Annotated in this window: 21 protein-coding genes; 11 read left to right on the forward strand and 10 right to left on the reverse strand. The window is 55.6% G+C overall.

Going from position 1 to position 23,075, the window contains the following annotated elements; genetic code table 11:
- Nucleotides 1–391: 391 nt before the first annotated feature.
- The 3 genes from ACVINW_RS06845 to ACVINW_RS06855 form a co-directional block, all read right to left on the reverse strand.
- Nucleotides 392–1,870 (reverse strand): FAD-binding oxidoreductase, encoded by a 1,479-nt coding sequence (locus tag ACVINW_RS06845; protein WP_456750589.1) that lies wholly within the window; start codon nt 1,868–1,870, stop codon nt 392–394.
- Between the two features lie 616 nt (nt 1,871–2,486).
- A complete protein-coding gene (locus ACVINW_RS06850) occupies nt 2,487–5,618 on the reverse strand; it encodes an efflux RND transporter permease subunit (protein ID WP_456750590.1) in 3,132 nt (1,043 codons plus the stop codon).
- Nucleotides 5,615–6,640: an efflux RND transporter periplasmic adaptor subunit gene (locus ACVINW_RS06855; protein WP_456750591.1), complete on the reverse strand. Its 1,026-nt coding sequence runs from the start codon at nt 6,638–6,640 to the stop codon at nt 5,615–5,617. The genes ACVINW_RS06850 and ACVINW_RS06855 overlap by 4 nt, the downstream gene beginning before the upstream one ends.
- Before the next feature lie 439 nt (nt 6,641–7,079).
- Here ACVINW_RS06855 and ACVINW_RS06860 point away from each other — a divergent pair, with 439 nt between their 5' ends.
- The 6 genes from ACVINW_RS06860 (at nt 7,080) to ACVINW_RS06885 (ending at nt 11,095) form a co-directional block, all read left to right on the forward strand.
- Entirely contained in the window at nt 7,080–7,925 is an 846-nt protein-coding gene (locus ACVINW_RS06860) for an EamA family transporter (protein ID WP_456750592.1), read from the forward strand.
- An 828-nt stretch (nt 7,926–8,753) separates the two neighbouring features.
- Nucleotides 8,754–9,524: a hypothetical protein gene (locus ACVINW_RS06865; RefSeq protein ID WP_456750593.1), complete on the forward strand. Its 771-nt coding sequence runs from the start codon at nt 8,754–8,756 to the stop codon at nt 9,522–9,524.
- A 65-nt stretch (nt 9,525–9,589) separates the two neighbouring features.
- Complete coding sequence (locus ACVINW_RS06870) at nt 9,590–9,754, forward strand: hypothetical protein (protein ID WP_456750594.1); 165 nt, start codon at nt 9,590–9,592, stop codon at nt 9,752–9,754.
- A gap of 12 nt (nt 9,755–9,766) precedes the next feature.
- Nucleotides 9,767–10,036, forward strand: coding sequence for a LysE family transporter (locus tag ACVINW_RS06875; protein WP_456750595.1), 270 nt, complete (start codon nt 9,767–9,769; stop codon nt 10,034–10,036).
- Nucleotides 9,984–10,214: a LysE family transporter gene (locus ACVINW_RS06880; RefSeq protein WP_456750596.1), complete on the forward strand. Its 231-nt coding sequence runs from the start codon at nt 9,984–9,986 to the stop codon at nt 10,212–10,214. Before ACVINW_RS06875 ends, ACVINW_RS06880 begins: the two co-directional genes overlap by 53 nt.
- Nucleotides 10,215–10,399: 185 nt before the next feature.
- Entirely contained in the window at nt 10,400–11,095 is a 696-nt protein-coding gene (locus tag ACVINW_RS06885) for a glutathione S-transferase family protein (RefSeq protein WP_456750597.1), read from the forward strand.
- Nucleotides 11,096–11,156: 61 nt separating this feature from the next.
- On the opposite strand, the gene ACVINW_RS06890 is transcribed toward ACVINW_RS06885, so the two are convergent.
- Nucleotides 11,157–11,819 (reverse strand): glutathione S-transferase family protein, encoded by a 663-nt coding sequence (locus tag ACVINW_RS06890; RefSeq protein ID WP_456750598.1) that lies wholly within the window; start codon nt 11,817–11,819, stop codon nt 11,157–11,159.
- Between the two features lie 313 nt (nt 11,820–12,132).
- Here ACVINW_RS06890 and ACVINW_RS06895 point away from each other — a divergent pair, with 313 nt between their 5' ends.
- The 3 genes from ACVINW_RS06895 (at nt 12,133) to ACVINW_RS06905 (ending at nt 14,351) form a co-directional block, all read left to right on the forward strand.
- A complete protein-coding gene (locus tag ACVINW_RS06895) occupies nt 12,133–12,324 on the forward strand; it encodes a DUF1127 domain-containing protein (RefSeq protein ID WP_456756323.1) in 192 nt (63 codons plus the stop codon).
- 532 nt (nt 12,325–12,856) lie between these two features.
- Nucleotides 12,857–13,384, forward strand: coding sequence for a hypothetical protein (locus ACVINW_RS06900; RefSeq protein WP_456750599.1), 528 nt, complete (start codon nt 12,857–12,859; stop codon nt 13,382–13,384).
- Nucleotides 13,385–13,592: 208 nt separating this feature from the next.
- Entirely contained in the window at nt 13,593–14,351 is a 759-nt protein-coding gene (locus ACVINW_RS06905; RefSeq protein ID WP_456750600.1) for an enoyl-CoA hydratase-related protein, read from the forward strand.
- 254 nt (nt 14,352–14,605) lie between these two features.
- Here ACVINW_RS06905 and ACVINW_RS06910 read toward each other — a convergent pair whose 3' ends face one another.
- The 3 genes from ACVINW_RS06910 to ACVINW_RS06920 all read right to left on the reverse strand — a co-directional run bounded on the left by ACVINW_RS06910 (nt 14,606) and on the right by ACVINW_RS06920 (nt 18,064).
- Nucleotides 14,606–15,391, reverse strand: a complete 786-nt coding sequence (locus tag ACVINW_RS06910; RefSeq protein ID WP_456750601.1) for an enoyl-CoA hydratase/isomerase family protein — start codon at nt 15,389–15,391, stop codon at nt 14,606–14,608.
- Nucleotides 15,392–15,659: 268 nt separating this feature from the next.
- Entirely contained in the window at nt 15,660–16,871 is a 1,212-nt protein-coding gene (locus ACVINW_RS06915; protein ID WP_456750602.1) for an MFS transporter, read from the reverse strand.
- Nucleotides 16,872–17,218: 347 nt separating this feature from the next.
- Nucleotides 17,219–18,064, reverse strand: a complete 846-nt coding sequence (locus ACVINW_RS06920; RefSeq protein WP_456750603.1) for a hypothetical protein — start codon at nt 18,062–18,064, stop codon at nt 17,219–17,221.
- 484 nt (nt 18,065–18,548) lie between these two features.
- Here ACVINW_RS06920 and ACVINW_RS06925 point away from each other — a divergent pair, with 484 nt between their 5' ends.
- Both ACVINW_RS06925 and ACVINW_RS06930 read left to right on the forward strand, forming a co-directional pair.
- The gene (locus ACVINW_RS06925; protein WP_456750604.1) at nt 18,549–19,091 is read left to right on the forward strand and encodes a hypothetical protein; all 543 of its coding nucleotides are present in this window, start codon (nt 18,549–18,551) and stop codon (nt 19,089–19,091) included.
- A gap of 87 nt (nt 19,092–19,178) precedes the next feature.
- Nucleotides 19,179–20,282, forward strand: coding sequence for a branched-chain amino acid ABC transporter substrate-binding protein (locus ACVINW_RS06930; RefSeq protein WP_456750605.1), 1,104 nt, complete (start codon nt 19,179–19,181; stop codon nt 20,280–20,282).
- 390 nt (nt 20,283–20,672) lie between these two features.
- Here ACVINW_RS06930 and ACVINW_RS06935 read toward each other — a convergent pair whose 3' ends face one another.
- From ACVINW_RS06935 to ACVINW_RS06945, 3 genes are all read right to left on the reverse strand, one after another.
- A complete protein-coding gene (locus ACVINW_RS06935) occupies nt 20,673–21,146 on the reverse strand; it encodes a GFA family protein (RefSeq protein WP_456750606.1) in 474 nt (157 codons plus the stop codon).
- A gap of 137 nt (nt 21,147–21,283) precedes the next feature.
- Entirely contained in the window at nt 21,284–22,258 is a 975-nt protein-coding gene (locus tag ACVINW_RS06940) for a quinone oxidoreductase family protein (RefSeq protein ID WP_456750607.1), read from the reverse strand.
- A 94-nt stretch (nt 22,259–22,352) separates the two neighbouring features.
- Nucleotides 22,353–23,057 (reverse strand): RraA family protein, encoded by a 705-nt coding sequence (locus ACVINW_RS06945; protein ID WP_456750608.1) that lies wholly within the window; start codon nt 23,055–23,057, stop codon nt 22,353–22,355.
- Nucleotides 23,058–23,075 lie beyond the last annotated feature (18 nt).

Here is a 23,075-nt window from a genome sequence, read left to right on the forward strand (position 1 = left end):
GTTAGAAAACGAGGCACTGATAGTTTCATGCAACCCGGGGGCAAGATAGAGCTTAACGAAAGAACCCCCTGACCGCGTTGCAACGTGAGTTGCTCGAAGAGCTCGGAATAGCGCTCGACCATAAACAACTCAGCTATGTCGGCAGGTACACGGCCGCGGCAGCAAACGAACCTGGAAAGCTCGTCGATGCGGAGGTCTTCCGTGTTGAAATTTCACAGACTGTCATCCCTCGTGCGGAGATCGAAGAATTATCTGGCTCGCTCCTCTTTCCTCACCGGCGGTGAAACTCGCGCCCCTCACCCGCGACGAACTGCTTCCTCTATGTTTGGCCGACAGAAGCCGGCAGTGATGGAATAGCATCTGTAATCAAGCAAACGGACGCTAATTCAAGCTACGAGAGGCGCAGCACTTTCCCTGGATTCATGATGTTCTTCGGATCGAACACTCGCTTGATCGACCGCATAATGTTGAGTTCCGTCTCAGATCGGTACTGGGCAAGCTCATCGAGTTTATCGATGCCTATACCGTGCTCGGCTGAGATCGATCCCCCCATTGCGGTTGTGAGATCGTTGACGGCGCGCGTCACCGCGCCCGAGTATTGGTCCAGGGTCGGCCAATCCATGCCCACTGGTGCCTTGAAGGTGAAATGTAAGTTGCCATCGCCGATGTGACCAACGGTAGTGGGGCAAAGCGTCGGCAAGATCTCGAGCACTGCCTTGGTACCTTTTTCAATGAACTCGGGGACCTTGGAGACCGCTACCGACATGTCATAGGTCAAATAGGGTCCTGCAACCCGTGAGGCTTCTGCAACGCTTTCACGGATGCGCCATATGTTGCGAGACTGAGCATCCGATTTGGCAATGACCGCATTCAGCACGCGACCGGCCTCCAATTGAGTTTGCAAAAACTGCTCCAGGTTCGCTGAAATTCCTGGAACGCCATCCGGTCGCGGCCGCGCGGAGGACCATTCAAGAAGTAGATACCATTGTGCATCCGCATCGAGAGGATTCTGCGTCCCTGGAATATGGCGCAGTACATTGTCGAGGCAGCCATGGCTTAAGAGTTCACAAGACACAACGTTGTCGTCTGATGTAGCGTGCGCTTCGGAGAGGATCTCTACGGCGGCCTGTGGATCTCGGATAGCAAGCCACGCAGTGCAAATGTCTTTTGGCGCAGGAAACAGCTTCAGCACTGCCTTTGTGATGATGCCAAGTGTGCCCTCGGCACCTATGAACAAATCCTTGAGATCGTAACCCGTATTGTCTTTCTTGAGCGAACGTAACCCATCCCAAACATCACCGTTAGGCATCACTACTTCGAGGCCTAAAGCCAGATTGCGCGTGTTTCCATAACGTAACACCTGCACGCCGCCAGCATTAGTCGACAAATTACCGCCTATCATGCACGATCCTTGTGCGCCGAGACTAAGTGGAAACAGGCGGTCGTGTCTTGCTGCAGTTTCTTGCAATGTCCGTAGGACGCATCCAGCTTCCACGGTCATGCTGTATCCTAGCGGATCGACATCCAGTACGCGGTTCATGCGGCTGAGCGATAGTACAATGCCCCGATGCGTGGGCCAGGGTGTAGCGCCCCCCACAAGACCAGTATTGCCCCCCTGCGGCACGATGCCAATGCCGTGCTTATAACAGACCTTCACCACGCTGGACACTTCATCAGTATTGGCTGGCCGTACAACCGCGGCAGCTTGTCCTACGAGCGTGCCGCGCCAATCCATCACGAATGGCTCTAAGCTCTGCTCGTCGACAATGAGGTCTTTAGTGCCAACTATTCTACGTAACGCTTCCAGGATAGCTGGGGTCGCGACTGACGTCGGGATGGTCGGGACAACCGGTACTGCGGCGCTTGGCATAAGGGCTCTCCAGATACGCTTCCTCGGTTCGAAATCACCCTGTCAGGTGCGATGAGCGTGTTGCTACGGTCGGACCATTCTAACGGGCGCGCCGGCTGTTAAGTATACTGCGCGGTAACAGTTCAGCGTTGATCGAGACACTTTGGCACTGGCGCGCAAGCCATTCGCTGGACACGAAGTCGGGTCAGGATCGGCCCCAGCGCATCGGTCAGCCGAACCTTGAACGAGCGTCGCTTTAGTTAGGAACTTTGCTTTTCATCGCGGCTTATAGGACCCGTTCCGAGCAGGACCTTAACGAGGGGAGATCAATGGGACCGCCACGCCGCCGCGTCATCCAGACCAACTCACTTGAAGATCGACTGCTAAATCGAGCTAAAGCGCTACGCGAAAAAGCTGCAGGGCTTACCCCCGGTATCGAGAGAGATGCTCTGATGAAGCTAGCCAGACAGGCCGAGGTTGGCGCGAGAATGACCGAATGGTTGCGTCCCCCCGGTCTCCGATCGACACGTTAGTGGAACACAATTGAAAGGGATCGCCAAAGAGACGGTCCCTTCAGATTCACCGGCCCGCCCGCATGCCACTTCCGAAGCGCGCGACACCAGAACAAGATCTCCGCTTACTCGGCGGGCGACGTCGTTGTCACCAGCTCGTCTGATCCTTCTCGCCCCGACACTCTGCCTCGCTTCGAGAATAGGCCGCTAAGTCGATCCAAATATAGGTAGATCACGGGCGTCGTGTACAACGTCAGCAACTGGCTGATCAAAAGACCGCCGACAATCGCAAAACCAAGCGGTCGCCGAATTTCGGAGCCAACTCCCGCTCCGATCGCGAGTGGGATCGCTCCTAGTAACGCGGCCATGGTTGTCATCATTATGGGACGGAATCTGAGAAGAGCGGCGCGGTAGATGGCCTCAGCGGGCGTGCTACCGTGATTTCGTCGCTCCTCGAGAGCAAAATCAACCATCATGATGGCATTCTTCTTCACGATGCCGATCAAAAGAATGATGCCGATCAAACCGATGACGCCGAGGTCATACCCCCCGAGCATCAAAGCCAAGATGGCTCCAACCCCCGCCGAAGGCAATGTCGAAAGAATGGTAATCGGATGAACGGCGCTCTCATAAAGTATCCCCAGGATGACGTAGATAGCCAACACTGCCGCGGCAATGAGGTAAGGCTGGGTAGCGAGCGCAGCCTGGAACGCCTGAGCGTTGCCCTGGAACGATGTAACGAGTGAATCCGGCTTGCCCATCGCACGTTCGACGCTCTGAATGGCCGCAACCGCATCACCGAGAGCATGCCCCGGCGCAAGATTGAACGACAACGTAACTGCGGGAAACCGGCCTTGATGATTGACCGTAAGCGGCTGAACAGCAGACGATAGTCTAGCGAACTCCTTCATAGAAACCTGCTGCCCAGTTATAGGCGAACGCAAGTATAGTTCCCGCAGATTGTCAGGTGACTTCTGCCACTCCGGCGTGGCTTCGAGGATCACCTTGTATTGGTTCAACTGCGTGAACATCGTCGCTACCTGCCGCTGACCAAGCGCGTCATAGAGCGTATCGTCGATGTCTTGCGGAGTGATGCCGAATCGCGCCGCAGCATCTCGATCAATATCGAGTGCCAATGTGGGACCAAATAGCTGTTGATCGGAAGCCACGTCTTGGAGGATAGCAATGCGCCGCAAAGCAGTGAGCATCCGGCCTGACCACGTCTCGAGCTCGCCGAGGTTCGCGTCTTGCAATGTGTATTGGTATTGCGTCCTGGTGGCTCGACCACCGATGTTTATGTCCTGCGCCGCTTGCATATAGAGAACGATACCCTGCTGCGACGAAAGCGTCTTCCGCAGGCGCTGGATGACTTGCGAGGCATCGGCGTCTCGCGCGCTTCTCGGCTTAAGATTGATGAACATACGGCCGTTATTGACAGTGGAATTTACCGCGCCGGCACCGACTGCGGATATGACGCCGTCTACGGCTGGATCGGCCATGATGGCTTGCACAAGCTCCCGATGCTTGTCCATCATAGCCAAGTAAGAAATGTCTTGCGACGCTTCAGAAACAGCAACAATCAAGCCCGTATCTTGTGACGGAAAGAAGCCCTTTGGCACCGCCACATATAGCCAACCGGTGAGCGCGGCAGTTCCGATTGTAGCTCCGAGGAGGAGCCAAGCATGCGATAAACTCCATCGCAGTGACGCTTCATAGCCTCTCAAAAGGCTTTGGTGAACTCGCTCTAAAAATGACGAGATCTTTGTTCGTTTCGATTTGTGCTGCTTTATGAGAAATGCACACATCATCGGCGTGAGAGTAAGAGAGATTATCGCAGACGTTCCGATCGAAATTGCGACCGTCGCGGCGAATTCTCTAAACAAGCGACCTATGAATCCGCTCATGAACAAGAGCGGAATGAACACAGCGACGAGCGATACGGACATTGAGACGATCGTGAAAGCGATTTCGCGCGAGCCCCGAACAGCAGCTTGGATCGGCGACACGCCAGCCTCCACGTGCCTTGCGATGTTCTCTACCATTACGATGGCATCATCGATCACAAAGCCAACGGCGACTGTCAGGCCCATAAGCGACAGATTGTCCAGGCTGTATCCGAGAAGAAGCATTACCCCAAACGTGCATATGAGAGATAATGGGACGGTTACTGCCGGAATGAATGTCACTCTCGCGCTATGCAGAAATAGATAAACCACGAAAATTACGAGCACGATGGTCAATATCATCGTGAACTGAACATCCTCGACTGATGCGCGGATCGTCTGCGTACGGTCGGTGACGATGGCTAAGTCGGCTCCCGCCGGCATCGAGCCCTGCAGCTTTGGCAACGCCGCCTTTACACGATCTACCGTTTCGATGGTATTCGCGCCAGGCTGCTTTTGTACCAGCAGAATAATTGCGCGTTTGCCATTGTATGTGCCCTCTCCTCGATTGCTTTCCGAGTCACTGACGACCCGCCCGACATCCGCGATTCTGACAGGGGCTCCGTTGCGGTAATTGATCACCAAGGAGGAAAATCGATCGGGAGTGAAAAGCTGGTCGTTAGCCGATATCGCCAACGCCTGCCGATCGCCGTTTACGCTTCCCTTGGGCGCGTTGACTGTAGACGACGAAAGAAGCGTCCGAATTTGCTCGAAGCTGATACCTCGCGATGCGATCGCGGCGGGATCGATCTGAACCCGGATCGCAGGCTTCTGAACACCAGCGATCGAGACCAAGCCGACACCATCGATTTGCGATATTTGCTGAGCTAAGATGTTCTCTGTCGCATCGCTTACGGCCGTTATTGGAAGCAGGTCAGAACTGACTGCCAGGATCAAGATCGGAATATCGGTTGGATTGGTCTTCCGGTAGGTTGGTGGCGTTGGGAGGTTTTTTGGCAGATCGCCACCTGCGGCTGTGATAGCGGCTTGCACGTCTTGCGCCGCACTATCGATATTCTTTTCGAGATCAAATTGGAGCGTAATGACCGTAACGCCAACGCCACTGACGGAGGTCATTTGGTTCACACCTGAAATCTGTGCCAATTGACGTTCGAGCGGCGTCGCTACGGAAGAGCCCATCGTCTCGGGATCCGCGCCGGGGTACGAAACAGTAATCTGAATGGTCGGAAACTCTACTTGCGGCAAAGCGGCAACCGGGAGAAACACGTAGGCTAAGATTCCGAGACAGGTCACAGCCAGCGTCAGAAGTACGGTTCCGATTGGACGAGCAATAAAACCTTGGGAGATGCTCACCTGGTCATCTCCGTGTGCTGTCCAGCACCAGCATCTGTTGCGACAGCATTATCCTGGATTTTGCTTCCGGGCCTCAGTCGTGAGTGGCCGTCGGCTACGACTGTGGTCTTCGGTGCCAGCCCTCCTACTATAAGAGCCTGATCTCGCTCAATTCGCGCGACCTTAATGGGCCTCGGCTCGACGGTTCGGTCCGGGCGGACGACCCAAGCATAATTACCGTCTTGGTTCCGAAGTACCGCTTGCGCCGGGATGATCACCCCATCGGTCCGCGCTCCAAAGCGCAGCCGAACATTGACGAATTGGCCCGGCCATAACTCGTCGTGTTCGTTCGCGAAGGTCGCCTTCAGGCGGATTGATCCGGTTGATGAATCCACCGCGTTGTCGATGGTTTCGAGCGTTCCCGTTGCCAGGGCTTGATCACCTCCTTGCTGCGCGTAGGCCACCACCTCGAGATTGGCGCCCCTATTTGATGCTTCCAGCAGCTCGGGGAGGCTCTCTTGAGGTATTGCGAATACAACCGAGATTGGAGTCGTCTGGGTCAACAACACTAACGTCGTTCCTGCATTTGCCCGGACCATGTTGCCCTGATCTAGCTGCCGCATACCTGTACGCCCGTCGAAAGGCGCACAGACACGCGAATACGTCAGCTGAAGCTTGGCGAACTCGATTGTCGCTTCGTCGGACCTGAGTGCGGCCTCGAGCTGCGCGATCTGGTTCTTCTGCGTGTCATAGGTCTGACGTGTTGCGTAGCCCTGGCCAACCAATTGGCTCGATCGCCCAAAATCCAATTCAGCCGTTGCAAGAAGTGCTTTGTCGCGATCGCGCGCCGCTTCGGCTTGCCGAAGTTGCGCTTCGAATAGTCGCGGATCAATTTGAACTAGCAACTCGCCCGCCTTGACGTGCTGCCCTTCCCGATACGCGACCTTTTGAACTTCTCCGTCCACCCGCGAAACAATGGACACGGTGTTGTATGCCTGTACCGTACCGATGCTCCTCACGTAGATGGGGAAATCGCCCTTCACCGCCTCGGCGGACCTGACAGGTATTGGAGGCAATTGCGCGCTCTGTGAGGGGACCGCCTGAGCGAGAGCGGCAGACACTCTAAGCGCGACTGCAGCGAAGGCTGCGGACGCTCCAACCCATCTGATTAGCTCTCGAGATCGCTTCATTCGAATGCTCCCCAACGGTACCGATTGGTACCATATGCATGGAGAGCGCCAATATCAAGTTCGGCCGCGCCGCGAAAAATCCGCCAAGCGAACTGTAAGCAGAGAGACTGGTACTGACGAGTAGCGGCCTTATCAACGACAACTTACAGCGGATCGCTGAGAAACAGCCGACGTGAAGAGCGCTAGATAGCTCGGTTTCTCGAACAAGCATGCTGCCTGCTCCACTCGATAGTGTACCGAACGGGAGCCTGGGCAAGCTAGTGTTCTCGCCAGTTCGATTTTTGGGGCCAGCATGTCTACCCTCGTCTTTGCGCTCGTACTCCTCGCGGCGGTGCTGAACGCGTCATGGAATGCGATCATAAAGGTGAGCGGCGACCGGCTCTCGGTCATGGCGGCCGTAACATTTGTTGGAAGCTTGATTTCTCTGGCAGCTTTGCCGTTTGTCGAGCTGCCAGATACCGTTTCGTGGCCTTTTCTTGCGCTGACGATCTTATTACACACCGCTTATCACTTTTTGCTTCCTCAAGCGTACAGCTACGGTCCGTTAGGACAGATCTACCCTCTTATGCGCGGAACAGCGCCTTTGCTGGTTGGGATCGGCGGCGCTCTCGTAGCGAACGAACAATTGACGGGGCTCCCGCTCGTAGGGGTCCTCTGTCTGAGCTCTGGTGTCGTGCTCCTCTCTGTTGGTCAACAATCTACCGTCCGCCCAAGTCGAAAGGCGATCAGCTGGAGCATTGCCACAGGCCTTTCAATATCCGCGTACACGATTGTGGACGCGCTCGGCGCCAGGGTTTCCGGATCGACTTTGGGCTTTGCCGTGCTGCTGACTTTAGGGGATGGAATCCTTACGGCGGCAATCGTTGCTATCGCGCGCCCGCGAGCTTTGCTCGAAGCCGTTTCGAGAAACAATCTGGCCGTGTTTGCCGGAGGTACAATGCAGGCGCTGGCGTACTGGATCGCCGTTTACGCGTTGGCAAACGCTCCAATGGCCATGGTCTCCTCTCTGCGAGAGACCAGCGTTCTATTTGGGGCACTCATTTCTTGCTTCATTCTCAAGGAAGGCATCGGCCTCATACGGCTGGTCTCTACTGTTCTAGTGGCCGCCGGAGCAATGCTTGTGAAGCAGCGTTCTTAAAGGCACATCAGCCCCTGATGGCATTTAGTCCCAGGAGAAACGACCAACTGGGCATGCAAGAGGAACGCATGTCCAGACCGATCGAGCGCACCGAATGAGAACACTTTCGTTGTATGGCTGAAATCGGGTGCGGCGGTACACTTGCAAACGCTGATAACCCGAGGTCGACACTTCGGGCACAATGGACCTTATCGTTCTACTGCATAGGCGAGTACGCCATTTCCAATTTCGGTCGTGTCGCGCCTGACTGCGCCTGCCCTACGTTCAAACCGAGATTCTCAAAAGCGCTGCTAGCAGAAGGCAACTCAGCGCGATTACAACGCGCGGCAGAAGCGGTATAACGTTCACCTCATGAATTGCGCGCTCATAGTCGTGTTGCCAGGGTCCCATCCCACTGGACCATGAGGAATCCGCGGCGTCTACGTGCCCACTCGAGCGATCGCGACAGCCGTCGCTCTTTGAGTGGGAGGTCCTAACGCGAGGATAAAAGAGACGCGTCGTTGGCGGCTTTTTAGCGGACACGCGATCGCCCTTCAGGTCATCCGGTAACTATCTTCGTTTGAGACTCTTACGCGCTCACCTCGGACGGCCAAATATACTGTCCAGGATACCACCCTCATGTGCCAATCGAGATAAGCTTGAATCTTGGCTGGAGCGTCAGCCGTTCAACCAGTACGTCAGCTGGCTGGGGCGACAACGGCGCGAGGTTAAGAACGAGGCGAGTTTCGAACCTGTCGGTGTCGTAAGCCTCTCATGAGAATCAAAATGTTCGCTTGTGCGCTCAATGGAGCGATGGTACCGATCGGTACCATCAATTGAGAGCTGGCAATGAATCATTTTCTCGAGATGTTTACGTATGCAGGTATCGTCTTCCGTCCGATGTATGTCGGGCTGATGCTCCTCGGCCTTTGGCTCGGGCTCTCTCGGGCCGGCTGGGTCGGCGGGGAGAGAACAAGATACTTCTTGGTCATCGCGATCCCGGCTATCGCCTGGTTGGTCGCAATCTGGGTGTTTGCGCTCCATGGCGGTTTCTTGCCTGCGCCCGGCAAGGGAAATCCGTTACTGCCGATCGCGATCTTCGGTTCAGTTGGCCTCTGGATAGCGTTTCTCAGGCGTTCTTCGGTTATCGATGAAGTTCTTGCCTCAATCCCGCCCTCCTGGTTGATTGGCATTCAAACGTACCGAATTCTCGGTATCGCCTTTCTCGCACAGTGGATGCTCGGAAACATCTCGCCGGCGTTTGCATTTCCTGCGGGCCTGGGCGATGTGCTCACGGGTATTCTGGCTCCGCTTGCCGCAATCATGGCCGCCCGCTCGGGCACCGGCAAGACAGTCGGACTTCTCTGGAACGCGCTGGGAATACTCGACTTGGTTTCGGCTGTGACATTGGGAACGCTCAACGGAGCAGGATTCCTTCCGCCAGCGGCGAACGCGCTCGCTCCGCCGCTCGGTGCCTATCCCCTCGTAATGGTCGCAGCTTATACCGTGCCGCTCTCCTTCATCCTCCACTTCCTTTCAATTCGGCAGTTAGTCCAGCTGAAGAGGACGAAATCAGACGTTTCTGCGCTCACAAGCGAGACTAAAGCCGTAAGGGCCTAAACGTATTCTGGCGGGCTGTTACACAGAGCGGCCCGCCATCATGCGACGGTGAAAAGCAGAGAACGATGCGCACCGAGCTGACTGCGATATTGACGACGCTCGCGCTTTATTTTGCATCGACCGCGTGCCCCGGCCCGAACTTTGCGGTCGTCACCCGACTAGCGATCTGCGGCTCGCGCCGCGCTGCTCTCGCCGCCTCATTTGGCGTCGCATCTGCTTCACTCATCTAGGCGCTATTGAGCATGACCGGCTTAACTGTACTTGCTGAGCAAGATTGGCTGGCTTGCAAACAGCGTCCAAATTCTTGGGGCTGTTACCTCGTCTATCTCGGACTCAGGGCCTGGCTTGATGCAAGCAAGACGCAACCTCAACAGACGTTGGTCAACCCGCAAAAGAGCTTGTACGGGTTCCGCTCCGGCTTCTTCGTCGGTTTGTCAAACCCCAAAAGTATTGCCTTCTTTGTGGGACTTTTACGCCGCGGCCATCCCTTCCGAAACAGCCTCTTGGGCTAAAATCGCAATAGTCGTGGGTGGATTTGCCAATGAGGTGATCTGGTATGGATTTGTCGCAGTGCTACTGTCGTTACCAGGAGCCCGCGGGATCTATATCCGTTTCAATGCCTGGTCTAACCGTCTCGTTGGCGCGCTTCTTGTCGGCTTCGGCTTGCGCTTGATCTACGACCGATCCTAGCAGTGCCCCCCATTTTCTCACCAGCGTGAAACGGACGCGTGTCGTTGCATCAACGCGTCGCGGCGACGTTCACCAAATAGGTAGCAAATGGACGAGATTAATCGCCCTCACGCATGTTGCCAATCGCCGGCTCATCTCTTATCGCTGCCGACATTCTCCGATCAGTGATCCTGTAGGGATTCCCGATGACCATTAAACTGTACGAGCTCGTGGGCGCTGATCCAGCTCGCCCGTTCAGTCCGTTCTGTTGGCGCACGCGCATGGCCCTGGCGCACAAGGAATTATCGGTGGAGACAATCCCCTGGCGTTTCACGGAAAAGGGTACGATCGCTCCTTACAACTCCGACAAAGTTCCGGTTATTGTCGACGGCGAGACCGCAATCGTAGATTCTTGGGCAATCGCAACCTATCTGGAAGATAAGTACCCCACTCGCCCTTCCTTATTCGGTGGCGAGGGTGGTCGCGCAGTGGCCAGGATGCTCAATTACTGGAGTGACGTTGTGGTGGTCAGCGGCATGCTCCCCAATATTGTCGTCGATATTCCCGCTCATCTAATGCCGGCCGACGCAACTTACTTCCGCAATAGTCGGGAAGCGCGTCTTGGAAAGTCGTTGGAAGAAGTCAGCGCCAACCGCGACAGGGACGTTGAGACTTTTCGCCAAAGCCTCGAACCGATGCGATTGACCCTAAAGACCCAGCCCTACCTTGGCGGAAGGCACCCGAACTATGCCGATTATATCTTTTTCGGTGCATTTCAATGGGCCCGCGCGGTCAGCCCATTTAAGCTGCTGACCGATACAGATCCTGTTTACGCATGGCGAGAAAGCCTACTCGATGCTTTTGCCGGCATGGCGCGAAAATCGCCCGGCTACCCGGTCTAGGGGTCCGGTGCGCACCTCGCCGAACCTCATACTAGGCCAAACGCTGTCTTTGAGCTGAATGCTAAGCAGAAGACACGCCTGCGCTAAATCGAGCTGGAGGGCCAGCCGGCGGCATCGTGTTAACGAAGCTTATGCGGCGTGAATGTTCATGATAGTAGGCAAGAAGGCTCTGCGCATTCGATAGCACATCCTCACCGATCGATGTCTGCTGAAACCTATGGAGGATAGGCATCAAGTTTAAGTCGGCAAACGTTAAGTCCCGACCCACCAGATACCCTGTTTGACCAACGGCACGGTCGAGAACACTGATCTGGCTAAGTATATCTGGCATCACGGCTTGGATCACAGCAGACTCTGGCCGTCTGTCCTGCTTCATTGCTGTGATGTGCGCGGAAAGAAATGTCCGAATCAGAGTCCGATCCACACAGGTGTTGACGAATGAAACCCACTGCTCGGTGAGCGCCGCCTCTCTGACGCTCAATGGAAACATCCTAGGCCCCTCGAAACTGCGATCGAGATAGCTGGCAATCGCTTTCGATTCGAAAAGCGTGAAATCGCCATGTCTCATCACTGGCATCCTGCCCAACGGATGAAACGACAGCAACTCGGGCGCTCCCAGGGCGACCTCGGTCAGCGAGAACTCAATGGTCTTCTCGTGGCAAAGCATGCAGAGAGCGCGTGTGTATGTCGATGAGATCGACCCGATGATTTCCGGCGCAGTCATTGTACTTTTCGACCTCTGCATCTACTGCACCTCTATTACGCCAAGCTCTCTTCGATGGACGGAATGTCGTCAACCATCTCGGTCGAGCGCCACCTTCAAGCTAATCCTCGCTATCTACATTTAGCTACACCTCGCAGTATACGGCAGAGCTCGACCACCGCTTTGCTCGATAAGTAGCTTATCGAGTGTTCTGCACACAACGAACACTATGTTCTGGCGCGGTCCGGCATCTGAATGGCGGTCTACACCTTGCAGTGCATCCATTGAAAAGGCAGACGCGATTACTCTTCTCCGAGAGAAGGGTAGAATGATCATGCGGATAAAGTTACATTTCTCGAAATTGCTTACGCGTCTTGTCGAAAGACGACGGTGTGCGAAGTTGCGCCGCGCGTTGAGGGAGTTGGACGACCATCAGTTGCGCGATATCGGCGTTGACCCTTGGTTCGTCAGAGACCGTTCGACGGAATTTGCGAAAGTATTGCAGGACTATGCGAGACACTTTTAACTTAGCGGCCGGAACGAGTAAGACAACATCGGCGCACAAATGCTTCGATCCGACCAGTCGTTTGCTAAGTTCTAGGTATCTTCCTTCCTGCGGTCCTGCACCAATCGTCCACTTTCTGCCCTTCGCCCCTCCTCCAGCGATCCGCAGTCTCCATTTTTCAATCTACCGGATTTGCGCTTCACAAAGTGCTATGCGGGTCAGCAACGGTTAGATTGAGCCTCGATGGGGAGCAGAGGCAACAAGGACGGGTGAGACTACAGGGCTTCTAGTAGTGCGATGGCGCAAACCGGATGTCCCCAAATCGATCGATTCCACGAGAAGCACGCCGAACACCATCTCCGCGGGCTGTGTGGCCCAGCTGGACTCCGAGACGCTCCTCGCCTGTGATTCTTCAACGAGTGTACCTACACTGGGGAGTACATCGATCTCTTCCGCGCCGTTTGCTTGAATAGCCGTCCGCTCGCGGTTTGCCGGACGCAACCCTTCGCAACCGCGATCGCGCCAAAATCAGTTCGATTTGGAGGCCATACCGATGCCGATGCTCGATGCTTACATTCCGGAAGGAGCCCTCGACCCCGAGCGTGAGCGCAACCTCATTAGAACGCTTACAGCTACGCTTCTTCGATGGGAAGGCGCGGACCCAAATGACGAACGGATCCAGAAGCAGGTCCGGTCGATCGTCTGGACGTTTGTCCACCGTCCGAAGGTCTACGTCGGCGGCGACGAAATGGTTTCTCAGGAGCCGCGCTACAAGATAGTCGTTTCTCTTCCAGAAGGGCAGTTAGACGGCGCCTCGCGAGCCGGGCTCATTGAGGAGATTACAAATCAGATCCTCGATGCTGAGCCCGCCGGGCGTAGCCGAAATCCGTTTCGGATTTGGATCTTCTGCAACACGATTCCGGAAGGGACCTGGGGCAGTGGCGGGAAGGTGTTTGGGCTTGCTGAAATCTCAAGCTTTGTATTCGGCGACCGCGAGTTAGGAAAGACCCACGCAGCAACCCGGCTCGCGGCTGCAAGGTCGAAAGCAGGAGGTGCTTTCACAGTCGTTGATGGATCCTGAGCTGCCGTTAAGAAGTCGTCGATTTCCACCTGCCGAGTTTCAAGCGTGCGCCATTTGTGTGTCCGGTGGAACGGCCCCCAATTCTTTGCAGCAAACTCGCATACCGGTTGGCCTTACCTTGCAGCTCGCGGAAATCGTGCCTCGGCTTAAGTACTGCTCCTAGAAGCGACGCGGGCGAAGCGACACGGAGAGTGATTTGGAAGATCTAGTGCTGACCCAACTTCGCGATGCTATCGCCGAAGTGACCCTCAATCGGCCCGGCGTTCGGAATGCACTTTCGATCGAACTGGTGACCGCGCTCGACGAACGCCTCGGATCACTCGATACCGATCCAAAAGTAAAAGTCATCGTACTGAGGGGCTCTGGAGGGACGTTCGTTGCTGGCGCTGACATCCGGGAAATGCTGGCCATGACACCCGCGGATGTACTTCGCACGGAGTTTGTGGGTTGTTCCAAAGTCCTCGGCAACGTGACTAAGCCGGTGATCGCTGCGGTGGAAGGATATGCGCTGGGTGGTGGATGCGAGCTCGTTGAGATGAGCGACATCGTGATCGCCGCCGAGACCGCAACGTTCGGTCATCCGGAGGTTTCGCTTGCGACCATGTCGGCCGCCGGAGGAATTCAGCGTCTTTCGCAGTTGGCCGGTAAGGCAGCAGCAATGGACCTTCTTCTTACCGGCCGGCTTATCGGCGCCCGAGAGGCCAAGTCGATTGGCTTGGTGTCTCGCGTTGTCGCACCAGAGACTTTCCAGGCGGAGGTTCGCTCGACGGCCGAACGACTGGCGTCGTATTCCCTACCGGTTCTCAGGCTTATAAAGCAGGCTGTTTTGAGAGCTTCGCAACCACACCTCGACGATGGGCTGCAATTGGAGAAACGTCTATTCAACCTTACCTTTGCACTTGAGGATCACCGCGAAGGCATGGAAGCTTTTCTCGAACGACGCACTCCGCATTTCCGTGACAGATAGTCCTTAGCGTAGCGTCCAGCGCCCTGCATTCGTGATCTGCCAAGCGGCCCGAGCTCTCCTAAAAACTTACCGGCAAACGTACCGAGGTTTTTCGAGGCCCTTATCGGCGGTGCACGACCTGAAGACCATCCACACCCACGCTTGAAGGCAGGAAGTCTAGGCGCACCAATCCGATGGTCCTGATCCCGGTCCAATAGCGCGACTGCAAGTGCGCGAGTTGAGCAAGCTCCAAGAAGCCGCCATGACGGCTCCTACTATGAGCTCGTCCCCCTGCGTGATTTAAGATTTGTATAGGTCCGAGCGGTCGCCGATTTTGCGCCGTCCGAACACCATGTTGCGCCGAAATGCCGGTCCAGCACATCGGTCTCCTCGTGGATGCGCTTGATCGTCGGTGCTTGCAGCGCTTCCTTCGAGAAGGAATATGCAGCCAAACAATCTGGTGCCAAGTTCTTGGCCATACGCTTGGCAGTTTCGAGGAGGTGCCGTTTCGAAGAGAGCACATCAACGATGCCCGCCTCTAAGGCTTCGACGCCAGAATAAATGCGGCCAGTCAAGGTCGCCTTGGCCGCAACCGGAGTGCCCACGGCGTATCTAATAATCTCCGTGAAGAGACTAGGCATCGCTAGTCCGATCGGCACTTCATTCAGGGTGACGTTCGCGTCCTCCTCAACTGCAACGCGGAAATCGCAGCAAAATGCTGTAATCAGCCCACCGGCGTAAGCATGCCCGTTGATCGCAGCGATCGTCGGTCGAGGATAGGAAAAAAGCCTCAGGTTTATCTGCTTAAACCTGTCATACGAAGCTTGAACCGTGGCGATGTCGCCATTTCTGATGAGAGGAAACCAATAGTCAAAGTCGAATCCCGCCGAGAAAATCTGACGGGATGAGGTAAGCACGACCGGCAGCTCGGCGTATTCGTTTGATAGACGATCGAGCGCGGCTTCAAGGTCTGCGAAGAAGTCGGGATTTTGGCGGTTGACTTTATTCGAGTCCATCCAAACGACGGCCACACCGTCGCTGCACTCGATCTCCCAGGCCATTCGGTTCTCCGTCTGCAGATCGCGCCACTAAACTGGCAGTCCATCATCGACCAGCCAGCTTGCGTGTCCATGCTACAATGCCGAAACAGGCAAAATGTATACTGTCCAGTGACAGCGCTGGACCGGCTGACGCCGCGCTGTCGGCTCGCGACGCGAACCGTCACCTGACTTGAGAGGCGTAAGCTAATTCGGCTCTCAGGTAGCGGCCGATGGCCAAACCCAGCACCGTCTCGAGCGCCCCCACAGAGTCTTTCGGCGAGATTGCAAGCTAGCCCAATGCCGACTGTACGGGTCTGAAGGACGCGTAGGCCATTTGAATGATTCCAGCGGTTAGCCCGAGAGACACCGCAAGACGCCAGGCCAGGTCGTAAGAACCACCGAAATCGAACAAGATGCCTCCGCCGAAGGCGCCCGCAAAACTTCCGAGCTGATGACTGGTGAATGCAAGTCCCTGAATCATCGCCTGCCATTTCAATCCGAACATCTCGACAACAGCTCCTGAGATCAACGGACCTACACCGAGCCACAGAAATCCAGCGAAGGCCGCAAAAACCAACGTACTCGTAGGCGTCGGTGGAAAGGCAAAGTAGGCAGCCATGACCAAGGAACGCGACGTGTAGATTCCGCCCAGAAGTACAAGCTTAGACCGGCGACCACCCGCCCATCCGAAGAACACGCTACCGAAGAAGTTCGTGGCCGCTATTACGCTCAACGCTTCCGCTGACAGCATTGGATCCATACCGCAGATAGCCAGATATGACGGCAAGTGGGTCGAGATGAATAGCAGTTGCATCCCGCAGACGAAGTAGGCGAGAGTCATAACAAGGAAAGCGTCATTCGAGAACGCGTTCGCAACCGCTCCTTTCAGCGTTGTGTTCTTAATGCCCTCGTTCTGCGGTATCGGGATGGCATCAACTCGGCCGGCAAACCAAGCGGCCGGCAGAATTACGAGGGCCAGTCCCATAATTGCCAAAATACCTGCACGCCAGCCAGAGGCGATCGTAAATGCCTGGGCAATTGGCGCTGCCACTAAGGCTCCCAGCGTTCCCAGCCCGGTGATAATACCCAATACCGTGCTGCGAACCGTCGGCGGCACCGCACGGGAGACGGCGGCCTGTGCCATCGCCGAGGCAGTACAGGCGAGAGCCGCCCCGACGAAAAGACCAGAGCCGATGCCAATGGCAATGGGACCGCCGGCCACCGCGACAATTCCAAGTCCGAGCACGTACAAAATTGCGCCGCTCATGAGGATCAATCTGAAACCACAACGCACAACCAGCGCGCCGGTAAATGGCTGGAACAAACCCCAGGCAAGATTTTGGAGCGCTAGTGCGAACGTGAAATGCGCGACCGAGATTCCCATGTCCTTAGACATCGGCTGAAGAAACAGGCCCCACGTTTGCCGTATGCCCATACTGAACGAGAGCATAAATGCCGCGCCTACGACGATTGGAAGTGCAGTCCGAAGCTGTGCACGCATAGCCGCTTCCCAGGATAATCCATGAGGTACACAGATCTGTGTTATACGATCACTGACGTCAATCGTTCTGGGGTAAACTGGGTGGTGTAGCAACTCGCTGCAGCCGCCCCCTCCCCTGCAACCACAAGCAGGGCGATGGGCCGGCACTGGGGCGGAGACTAGGCAGGAAATTAATCGGCCTGACTAAGAGTGCAGGCCTGATTACGGCGGGACACCTCGACCTGAATGGGGAGAAGTAGTTTGGTGCCGATGCTTGGACCTCATTGCTCGAGAAGTTCAGCGGTCGAACAGAGGGAGATCGCTATGACGGAGAGCTGATTGGCTGGCCGGCGGGCTTGTCTTCGTCCCTATTGGCTCGAGTGGACCTGCCCGATCGTAACGGAGACGCTATATGGACCGACATCGACATCAGCAAACTCAGCTTCTCGTGAAGTGATGTCGTCGAAGACACGCAAGAGGTTGGCTCTCCCAATCGGATCGACGCAGATCTTGAGCAGGACGGCGAGCTTTAAGAACATGTCGTCCAGAAACGTTGGGCTGATGATTTTTCCTTCGTGCACGTACCTTCCCCGAAGGTCACGGAGCCTATTAAGTTTGTCGTCAAGACTTGGCGACTTCAAATCGACCGTTGCAAACTTTCTTCGCGCACGCCCATCGCCGATCGCTACTTCAACGGCTAGCCAGTAGGCTAGGAAGCGATGGGTCGGATCGCTTTCATGATGCGCCCGCGAAAGCAACGACAGTACCTTCTCCGAGGTATCAAGCCCTGTTCCGCTGACGTGCTCGATTGCCGACACAATTGCGGCATGGACGAGTCGCTCACGTTCAACATATCCGCTTCCCCAGACGTCGTCGCTGTCAACTATGCAACTGGGTTCAACGAGGTTTACCAGGAATAGCGCATGCCTCTGGGCGGCGATACTCGTGCCGTACACGAGCGTGAGAACTGCAACAAATGTCTTAAGCTGCATCTCGGCCCGGGCCAATTTTTCCTCTTCTCGACCCTCGCTCTCATTGACTGGGACAACGACGCGCAGATAACTTCCGACCATGAATCCGGCGCCATCGACGGCCCTCAATGTCTCTCCGGCATTCCCAAAATGACGTTGGACGCTCACACGCGGTACACTTTGTTCGAGGAAATCCTTGAGATCAACGAAGCTGTATGTCGGCAAATGCTTCGCGACGAGCATTGACAAGACTTTGGCTGGTACCGACCGCGACCCGCACGAGTAGTACGCGACGAGGCATCGCCTCACGCCGCGCGACTTCAAACTCTCAAATTCGGGGCCCGCGTGACAAGGAATTCGGGTATTCTCAAAAGGCATGTTGTGATCCGCACTTCTACGCTATCGGTTCAGCTCGATAGAATTAGGACAAGAAGACAATACGAAGATCCATCAAACGGATCACTGATTTCAAGACCGTTCTCGTGCCTTCCCTCAGTCCGACCACGAGCGCGGCAGGCAGATATCACTGATCGAGTCGAGTGGGATTAGCCAACTGCCCTCCTGCCGCAACGTTGGAGGCATGACACTCGGTTCGACAGGAGCGAGGCGATCCACTTTGCAATGCATCAATTCATCGCCGGCTCCTGCGGGAATCGCAGCTAACCATACTCGCGCCAAGGGCACCAACCGATATCTTCATCGCCCTCTAGTACAGAAAGAGACCATTGTGCAGCTTGATCCCGTTTTGACTCTGCCTGCGATCATCGCTGCGATCGCTACTATGATCGCGCTCGTGTCAGCTTACTTTTCGTTTCTTGGCTATCGTAAGTCTCAGCGACAGTACATTGCGGACCTTCATAGTGATTGGTGGGGTCATGACTTCGAGAACGATCGCGCGATTGTCTGGGAGCAGCTGGAACTCTGGGAGCTCTCCGAGAATAAGGCCGAAAGTCCAGCTATTCAGCACTATACGACCGGCAATTATTGGAAGCCAAGAGATCAAGAACGCCGTGCTCACGGCCGACTTCTTTTCTTCTTCGCCGACCTCAACACGTTCATCAACTACAGGCTGGTCGATCCTGACTTAGCGTTCGAATTGTTCGGAGTCGCGCAGTATGACTGGTTCAGACTCTACATTCAGGCGTTGATCGCAGCGCGAAAAACACGGCTAACTAAATCAGAAGGCAAGCCGATGCTTGCGCCTCGATGGATAAAGGACATTGAGCAGTTCGAGCGCCGTCTCGACGCTTGGAAAATTAGCAAACTGTGAGCGATTGGCCACTGTATACCGTGTAGTCCGTTTGCCGCAGTTATTCCTTCCGCTTAGCTGTAGGAGACATGAGCGGAGGTTACGATCATGAAGATTTCAATGCGGCTCTCGGTGCTTTTTACCTTGGTAATGCTACCGGTGACAGCATATGCACAAGAGATTACGATAGCGGTAGCCGCTTCCATGACAGGCGGGGAAGCAGCGTTCGGACGCCAGATCCGGAACGGGACTGAATTGGCGGTTGAGCACCTGAACGCAAAGGGCGGAGTACTCGGACGGAAGTTGAACATCGATGTCCAGGACGATGCTTGCGATCCAAAGCAGGCCAGATCCGTTGCAGAGAAGATAGCCGGCAGGAAGATACCTTTTGTCGTTGGGCACTATTGCTCCTCCACGTCCATACCAGCTTCTGAGGTATACGAGGAAGAGAATGTCCTGGAGATCACACCAGCTAGCACAAGTCCGACTTACACGGAGCGGAAGCTAAAGAACGTCTTTCGACTTTGCGGTCGCGACGATCAGCAAGGGCTGGTCGCCGGCAACTACCTCGCGAAAGCATTCAAAGACAAGCACATCGCGATCTTGAACGACAAAACCACATATGGCGCGGGCCTGGCGGATCAGACAAAAAAGGCCCTCAACAATGCGGGCGTAAAGGAGGTCTTATCAGAGTCATATAACAAGGGCGATAAGGACTTCAACGCTCTCGTCTCACGACTGAAGCGAGACAACGTCGACCTAGTTTACGTTGGTGGTTACCATCAAGAGAGCGGTTTGCTCGTGAGACAAATGCGAGATCAGGGATTGAGCGCCACTCTGATGGGTGGTGATGCGCTGAACGATCGGGAGTTTGCCTCTATCGCCGGCGCTGGCGCAGCTGGATCGCTGTTCACCTTTGGGCCGGATCCTCGCAAGAAGGTTACGGCGAAGGAGATCGTAGAAAACTTCAAAGCCAATGGGATCGATCCCGAAGGATATACTCTGTACAGCTATGCCGCGGTCCAAGTCTGGGCCCAAGCTGTCGCAAAAGCTGGCACAACGGACGCATCTAAGGTCGCGCAGGCACTTCGTAACGGCGAATGGGATACCGTGCTCGGAAAGATCGCTTTCGATGCGAAGGGCGACATCAAAGCGATTGATTATGTGGTGTATCGTGTCGACGATAAAGGCAACGCTTCGGAACTACACTAAGGCAAAAACGTATTTCTTCTAGCCATTACTGGGGCGTCGTAAGCGCTCACTGAGCGACAGCCCAGTGAGCTCAATCTCGCGGGTAATCGAACTAAGCATGACGCACCGAAGTCTCTGTCGGGGCCGAAGATTTGGTGGGACTATTCAATCTCACTTTGGTCATTCATTGTGTAGCGACCATGACTTCGATACTGTCTAGCCAACCTGCGACTTCCCCTTCGTAGCAGTGAAGCGGAATGCAGGCATCTCTGCGCGGCAGAAGTGCAAAACCGGAGCACGCTTTCCATAGCGCTTATAGAGACAAAGCATATGATGAAGTTTCATCAGCCCGAAGGCGCACAATTTGAAGCTCGCGTCCGCGCAAGTTTTTCCCAACAGGTAGCGCCATGCTCACGTCAATTCCGAACTTCCGGTTGGAAACGCCTCTTGCCATGCCTTCAGCAGGGACGAATAGTCAGAGGGCTGCTCCGCGAACGATAGTATGTTTGGCACAATCGCCCACTTCTGAGCGCTCGATATCCAGAATTGGGCAACTGGTCGCAATTCGCCAACGTCATCTAAAGTCCCAGCTCTGATGTTGAGCGATTTTGCTCCATCTCGATGGACCCACAATCGACTTCGGCAAACAAGGCATTCAGTCGAGGTGTTTCGACTACCTAACGGTGTCACTCTCGTGCTTGATGCTGGCTCGCCGAGTGTAATTCTGGTGCATTGCGCGAGGTACACCAGTGACATACTGAAAGCGCTGCCAGTTCGCTTCTGACAGAGGTGGCAATGGCAGATGAAGCAGGTTAGCGGATCCCCGCGGACTTCGTAGCGAACTGCTCCGCAGTTACATCCCCCTACTCGCGATCGCTCGCTCATTTTTGCCTCCGGTCGTAGCAATCGCTGGATGTTGTGATTTAGACCCCCGGCAGCTCTCAAGCTAGATGGCGATCGAAGCTGCCGAGCCCAATTGCTGTACCGTACGCGGCAGAACTATTGATGCACGCTGACTTCCATCAGGGTACAAGGACTGTAGAGCCAGTTGTTTTGCGTTGCTCTAGATCTTGATGGGCTTGCGCTGCGTCCTTCAGCGCGTATCGCTGCCGCACCTCGACCTTCACTTTACCGCTTCCAATCACGTCAAATAGCTCCCGCACTGCGGCATCGAGGTCGACTCGTTTGGCGATGTAAGTGGCCAAGGCGGGACGCGTCACATAAAGCGAGCCCTTCGCCGCTAGCTGGCCAATATTGACAGGCGGAACGGCTCCAGATGAATTGCCAAAGCTGACCATTAAGCCGAACGGCTGCAGACAAGCGAGCGACCCGTCCCAAGTATCCTTTCCGACAGAATCGTAGACGACCGGGACACCTTCGCCCGACGTGAGCTCGCGTACACGCGAGGCGAAATTCTCGCTCTTGTATAGAATTGTGTGATCACAACCATTCGCCCTTGCCAAAGCGGCCTTCTCCTCGCTTCCCACCGTTCCAATAACGGTGGCGCCGAGAGCTTTGAGCCATTGGCAGGCGATCAGTCCCACTCCGCCTGCAGCAGCGTGGATCAGAACTGTCTCCCCAGACTTCACTTTATAGGTTCGGCGGATCAGATACTGCGCCGTGAGCCCCTGAAGAAGAGTGGCTGCAGCCTGCTCATCGGAAATGCCGTCTGGAATTCGAACGATCGGATCGGCCGGCATCGTGCGTTCTTGACTGTATGCACCGGGTGGTCCACCGGCATAAGCGACTCGATCCCCAACTTTGACGTGATTGACGCCCTTGCCCACCGCCTCGACGACGCCAGCCGCCTCTATGCCGATGCTTCCAGGAAGAGGGATCTGATACAAGCCGCTGCGCTGGTATACGTCGATGTAGTTGAGCCCGATCGCAGTTTGCCGAATGCGAACCTCGCCGTCGGCTGGCGCGGGGGTCTGCACGTCTTCCCACTGCAGAACTTCGGTGCCACCAGTACGTTGGATACGAATTGCCTTGGTCATAGTAGGGTCCCTGGTAGGAGTCGTATTGTACCGCGGTGTGTAGCGCGACGAAGAAAGCTTACTGAGCGGCCACGCTTACGTGGCCTCCCTTTGGTTAGACCTCGCCTGCGGCGGAAATATCTTTTAGATGTTGGCGGAATCCGTACGTCGGGTCCTTAGCTCTCCTCGCAAGGTAATCTGCGAAGCGAGTCTGAGAGCGGTAGTTCTTGCCCTCACGCATTGCCTTTAGCTGGCGGGCTTCCGTTTCGCGGTATCCGGCCGCCGCAGCGACAATCTCCTCTAGCCGGTCGCGGGGCAGGAAGAGAACACCGTTGGCATCGGCGACCACATAGTCAGCCGTGGTTATGGAGTGTGTTCCAAATACGGCGCGATCAAATACGTCTGCCGGACGCGGGTGCAAGCGCTGAGGGCCGGTTGGTAGGGCACCCAAACTGAAAACTGGAAAGCCAATGTCGGACAGTTCCTTGCTGTCGCGGTGCAATCCCCAAATAACAAAGCCGGTGGCGCCGACGGCTTTTGCCTCCAACAGAATGATGTCACCAATACAAGCCTCGTCTAGCCGACCCGCGTTGTCGATCACGATCACTTCGCCGGGCTGAACATTCTCGAAAAGCTCGAGGAATATGTCGATGCTACCAACATGTCGGACCGGCCTTGCTGGCCCTCTACATTCCATGCCGGCAGCGAGCGGGCGCACGCCGGCGGGGGCAAATCTAATCGGGATGCCGGACCGAAGGCATCCGTCCGCAATGTGAGGGGTGGTCAACTCAGCGAGCTGCGCATCTAGTTTGTCGTGCACGGCGGTTCCTCGTCTGCG

Source organism: Bradyrhizobium sp. USDA 4461, from assembly GCF_054055655.1.

Excerpts from the sequence above, each read along its gene's own strand:
- ACVINW_RS06930 (WP_456750605.1), top strand. The coding sequence starts at position 19,179 with ATGAAGATTTCAATGCGGCTCTCGGTGCTTTTTACCTTGGTAATGCTA.
- ACVINW_RS06940 (WP_456750607.1), bottom strand. The coding sequence starts at position 22,258 with ATGACCAAGGCAATTCGTATCCAACGTACTGGTGGCACCGAAGTTCTG.
- ACVINW_RS06845 (WP_456750589.1), bottom strand. The coding sequence starts at position 1,870 with ATGCCAAGCGCCGCAGTACCGGTTGTCCCGACCATCCCGACGTCAGTC.
- ACVINW_RS06935 (WP_456750606.1), bottom strand. The coding sequence starts at position 21,146 with ATGAGCGAGCGATCGCGAGTAGGGGGATGTAACTGCGGAGCAGTTCGC.
- ACVINW_RS06915 (WP_456750602.1), bottom strand. The coding sequence starts at position 16,871 with ATGCGTGCACAGCTTCGGACTGCACTTCCAATCGTCGTAGGCGCGGCA.
- ACVINW_RS06910 (WP_456750601.1), bottom strand. The coding sequence starts at position 15,391 with ATGGCCTGGGAGATCGAGTGCAGCGACGGTGTGGCCGTCGTTTGGATG.
- ACVINW_RS06895 (WP_456756323.1), top strand. The coding sequence starts at position 12,133 with ATGCGGATAAAGTTACATTTCTCGAAATTGCTTACGCGTCTTGTCGAA.
- ACVINW_RS06890 (WP_456750598.1), bottom strand. The coding sequence starts at position 11,819 with ATGACTGCGCCGGAAATCATCGGGTCGATCTCATCGACATACACACGC.
- ACVINW_RS06885 (WP_456750597.1), top strand. The coding sequence starts at position 10,400 with ATGACCATTAAACTGTACGAGCTCGTGGGCGCTGATCCAGCTCGCCCG.
- ACVINW_RS06900 (WP_456750599.1), top strand. The coding sequence starts at position 12,857 with ATGCCGATGCTCGATGCTTACATTCCGGAAGGAGCCCTCGACCCCGAG.
- ACVINW_RS06860 (WP_456750592.1), top strand. The coding sequence starts at position 7,080 with ATGTCTACCCTCGTCTTTGCGCTCGTACTCCTCGCGGCGGTGCTGAAC.
- ACVINW_RS06920 (WP_456750603.1), bottom strand. The coding sequence starts at position 18,064 with ATGCTCGTCGCGAAGCATTTGCCGACATACAGCTTCGTTGATCTCAAG.
- ACVINW_RS06870 (WP_456750594.1), top strand. The coding sequence starts at position 9,590 with ATGCGCACCGAGCTGACTGCGATATTGACGACGCTCGCGCTTTATTTT.
- ACVINW_RS06865 (WP_456750593.1), top strand. The coding sequence starts at position 8,754 with ATGAATCATTTTCTCGAGATGTTTACGTATGCAGGTATCGTCTTCCGT.
- ACVINW_RS06875 (WP_456750595.1), top strand. The coding sequence starts at position 9,767 with ATGACCGGCTTAACTGTACTTGCTGAGCAAGATTGGCTGGCTTGCAAA.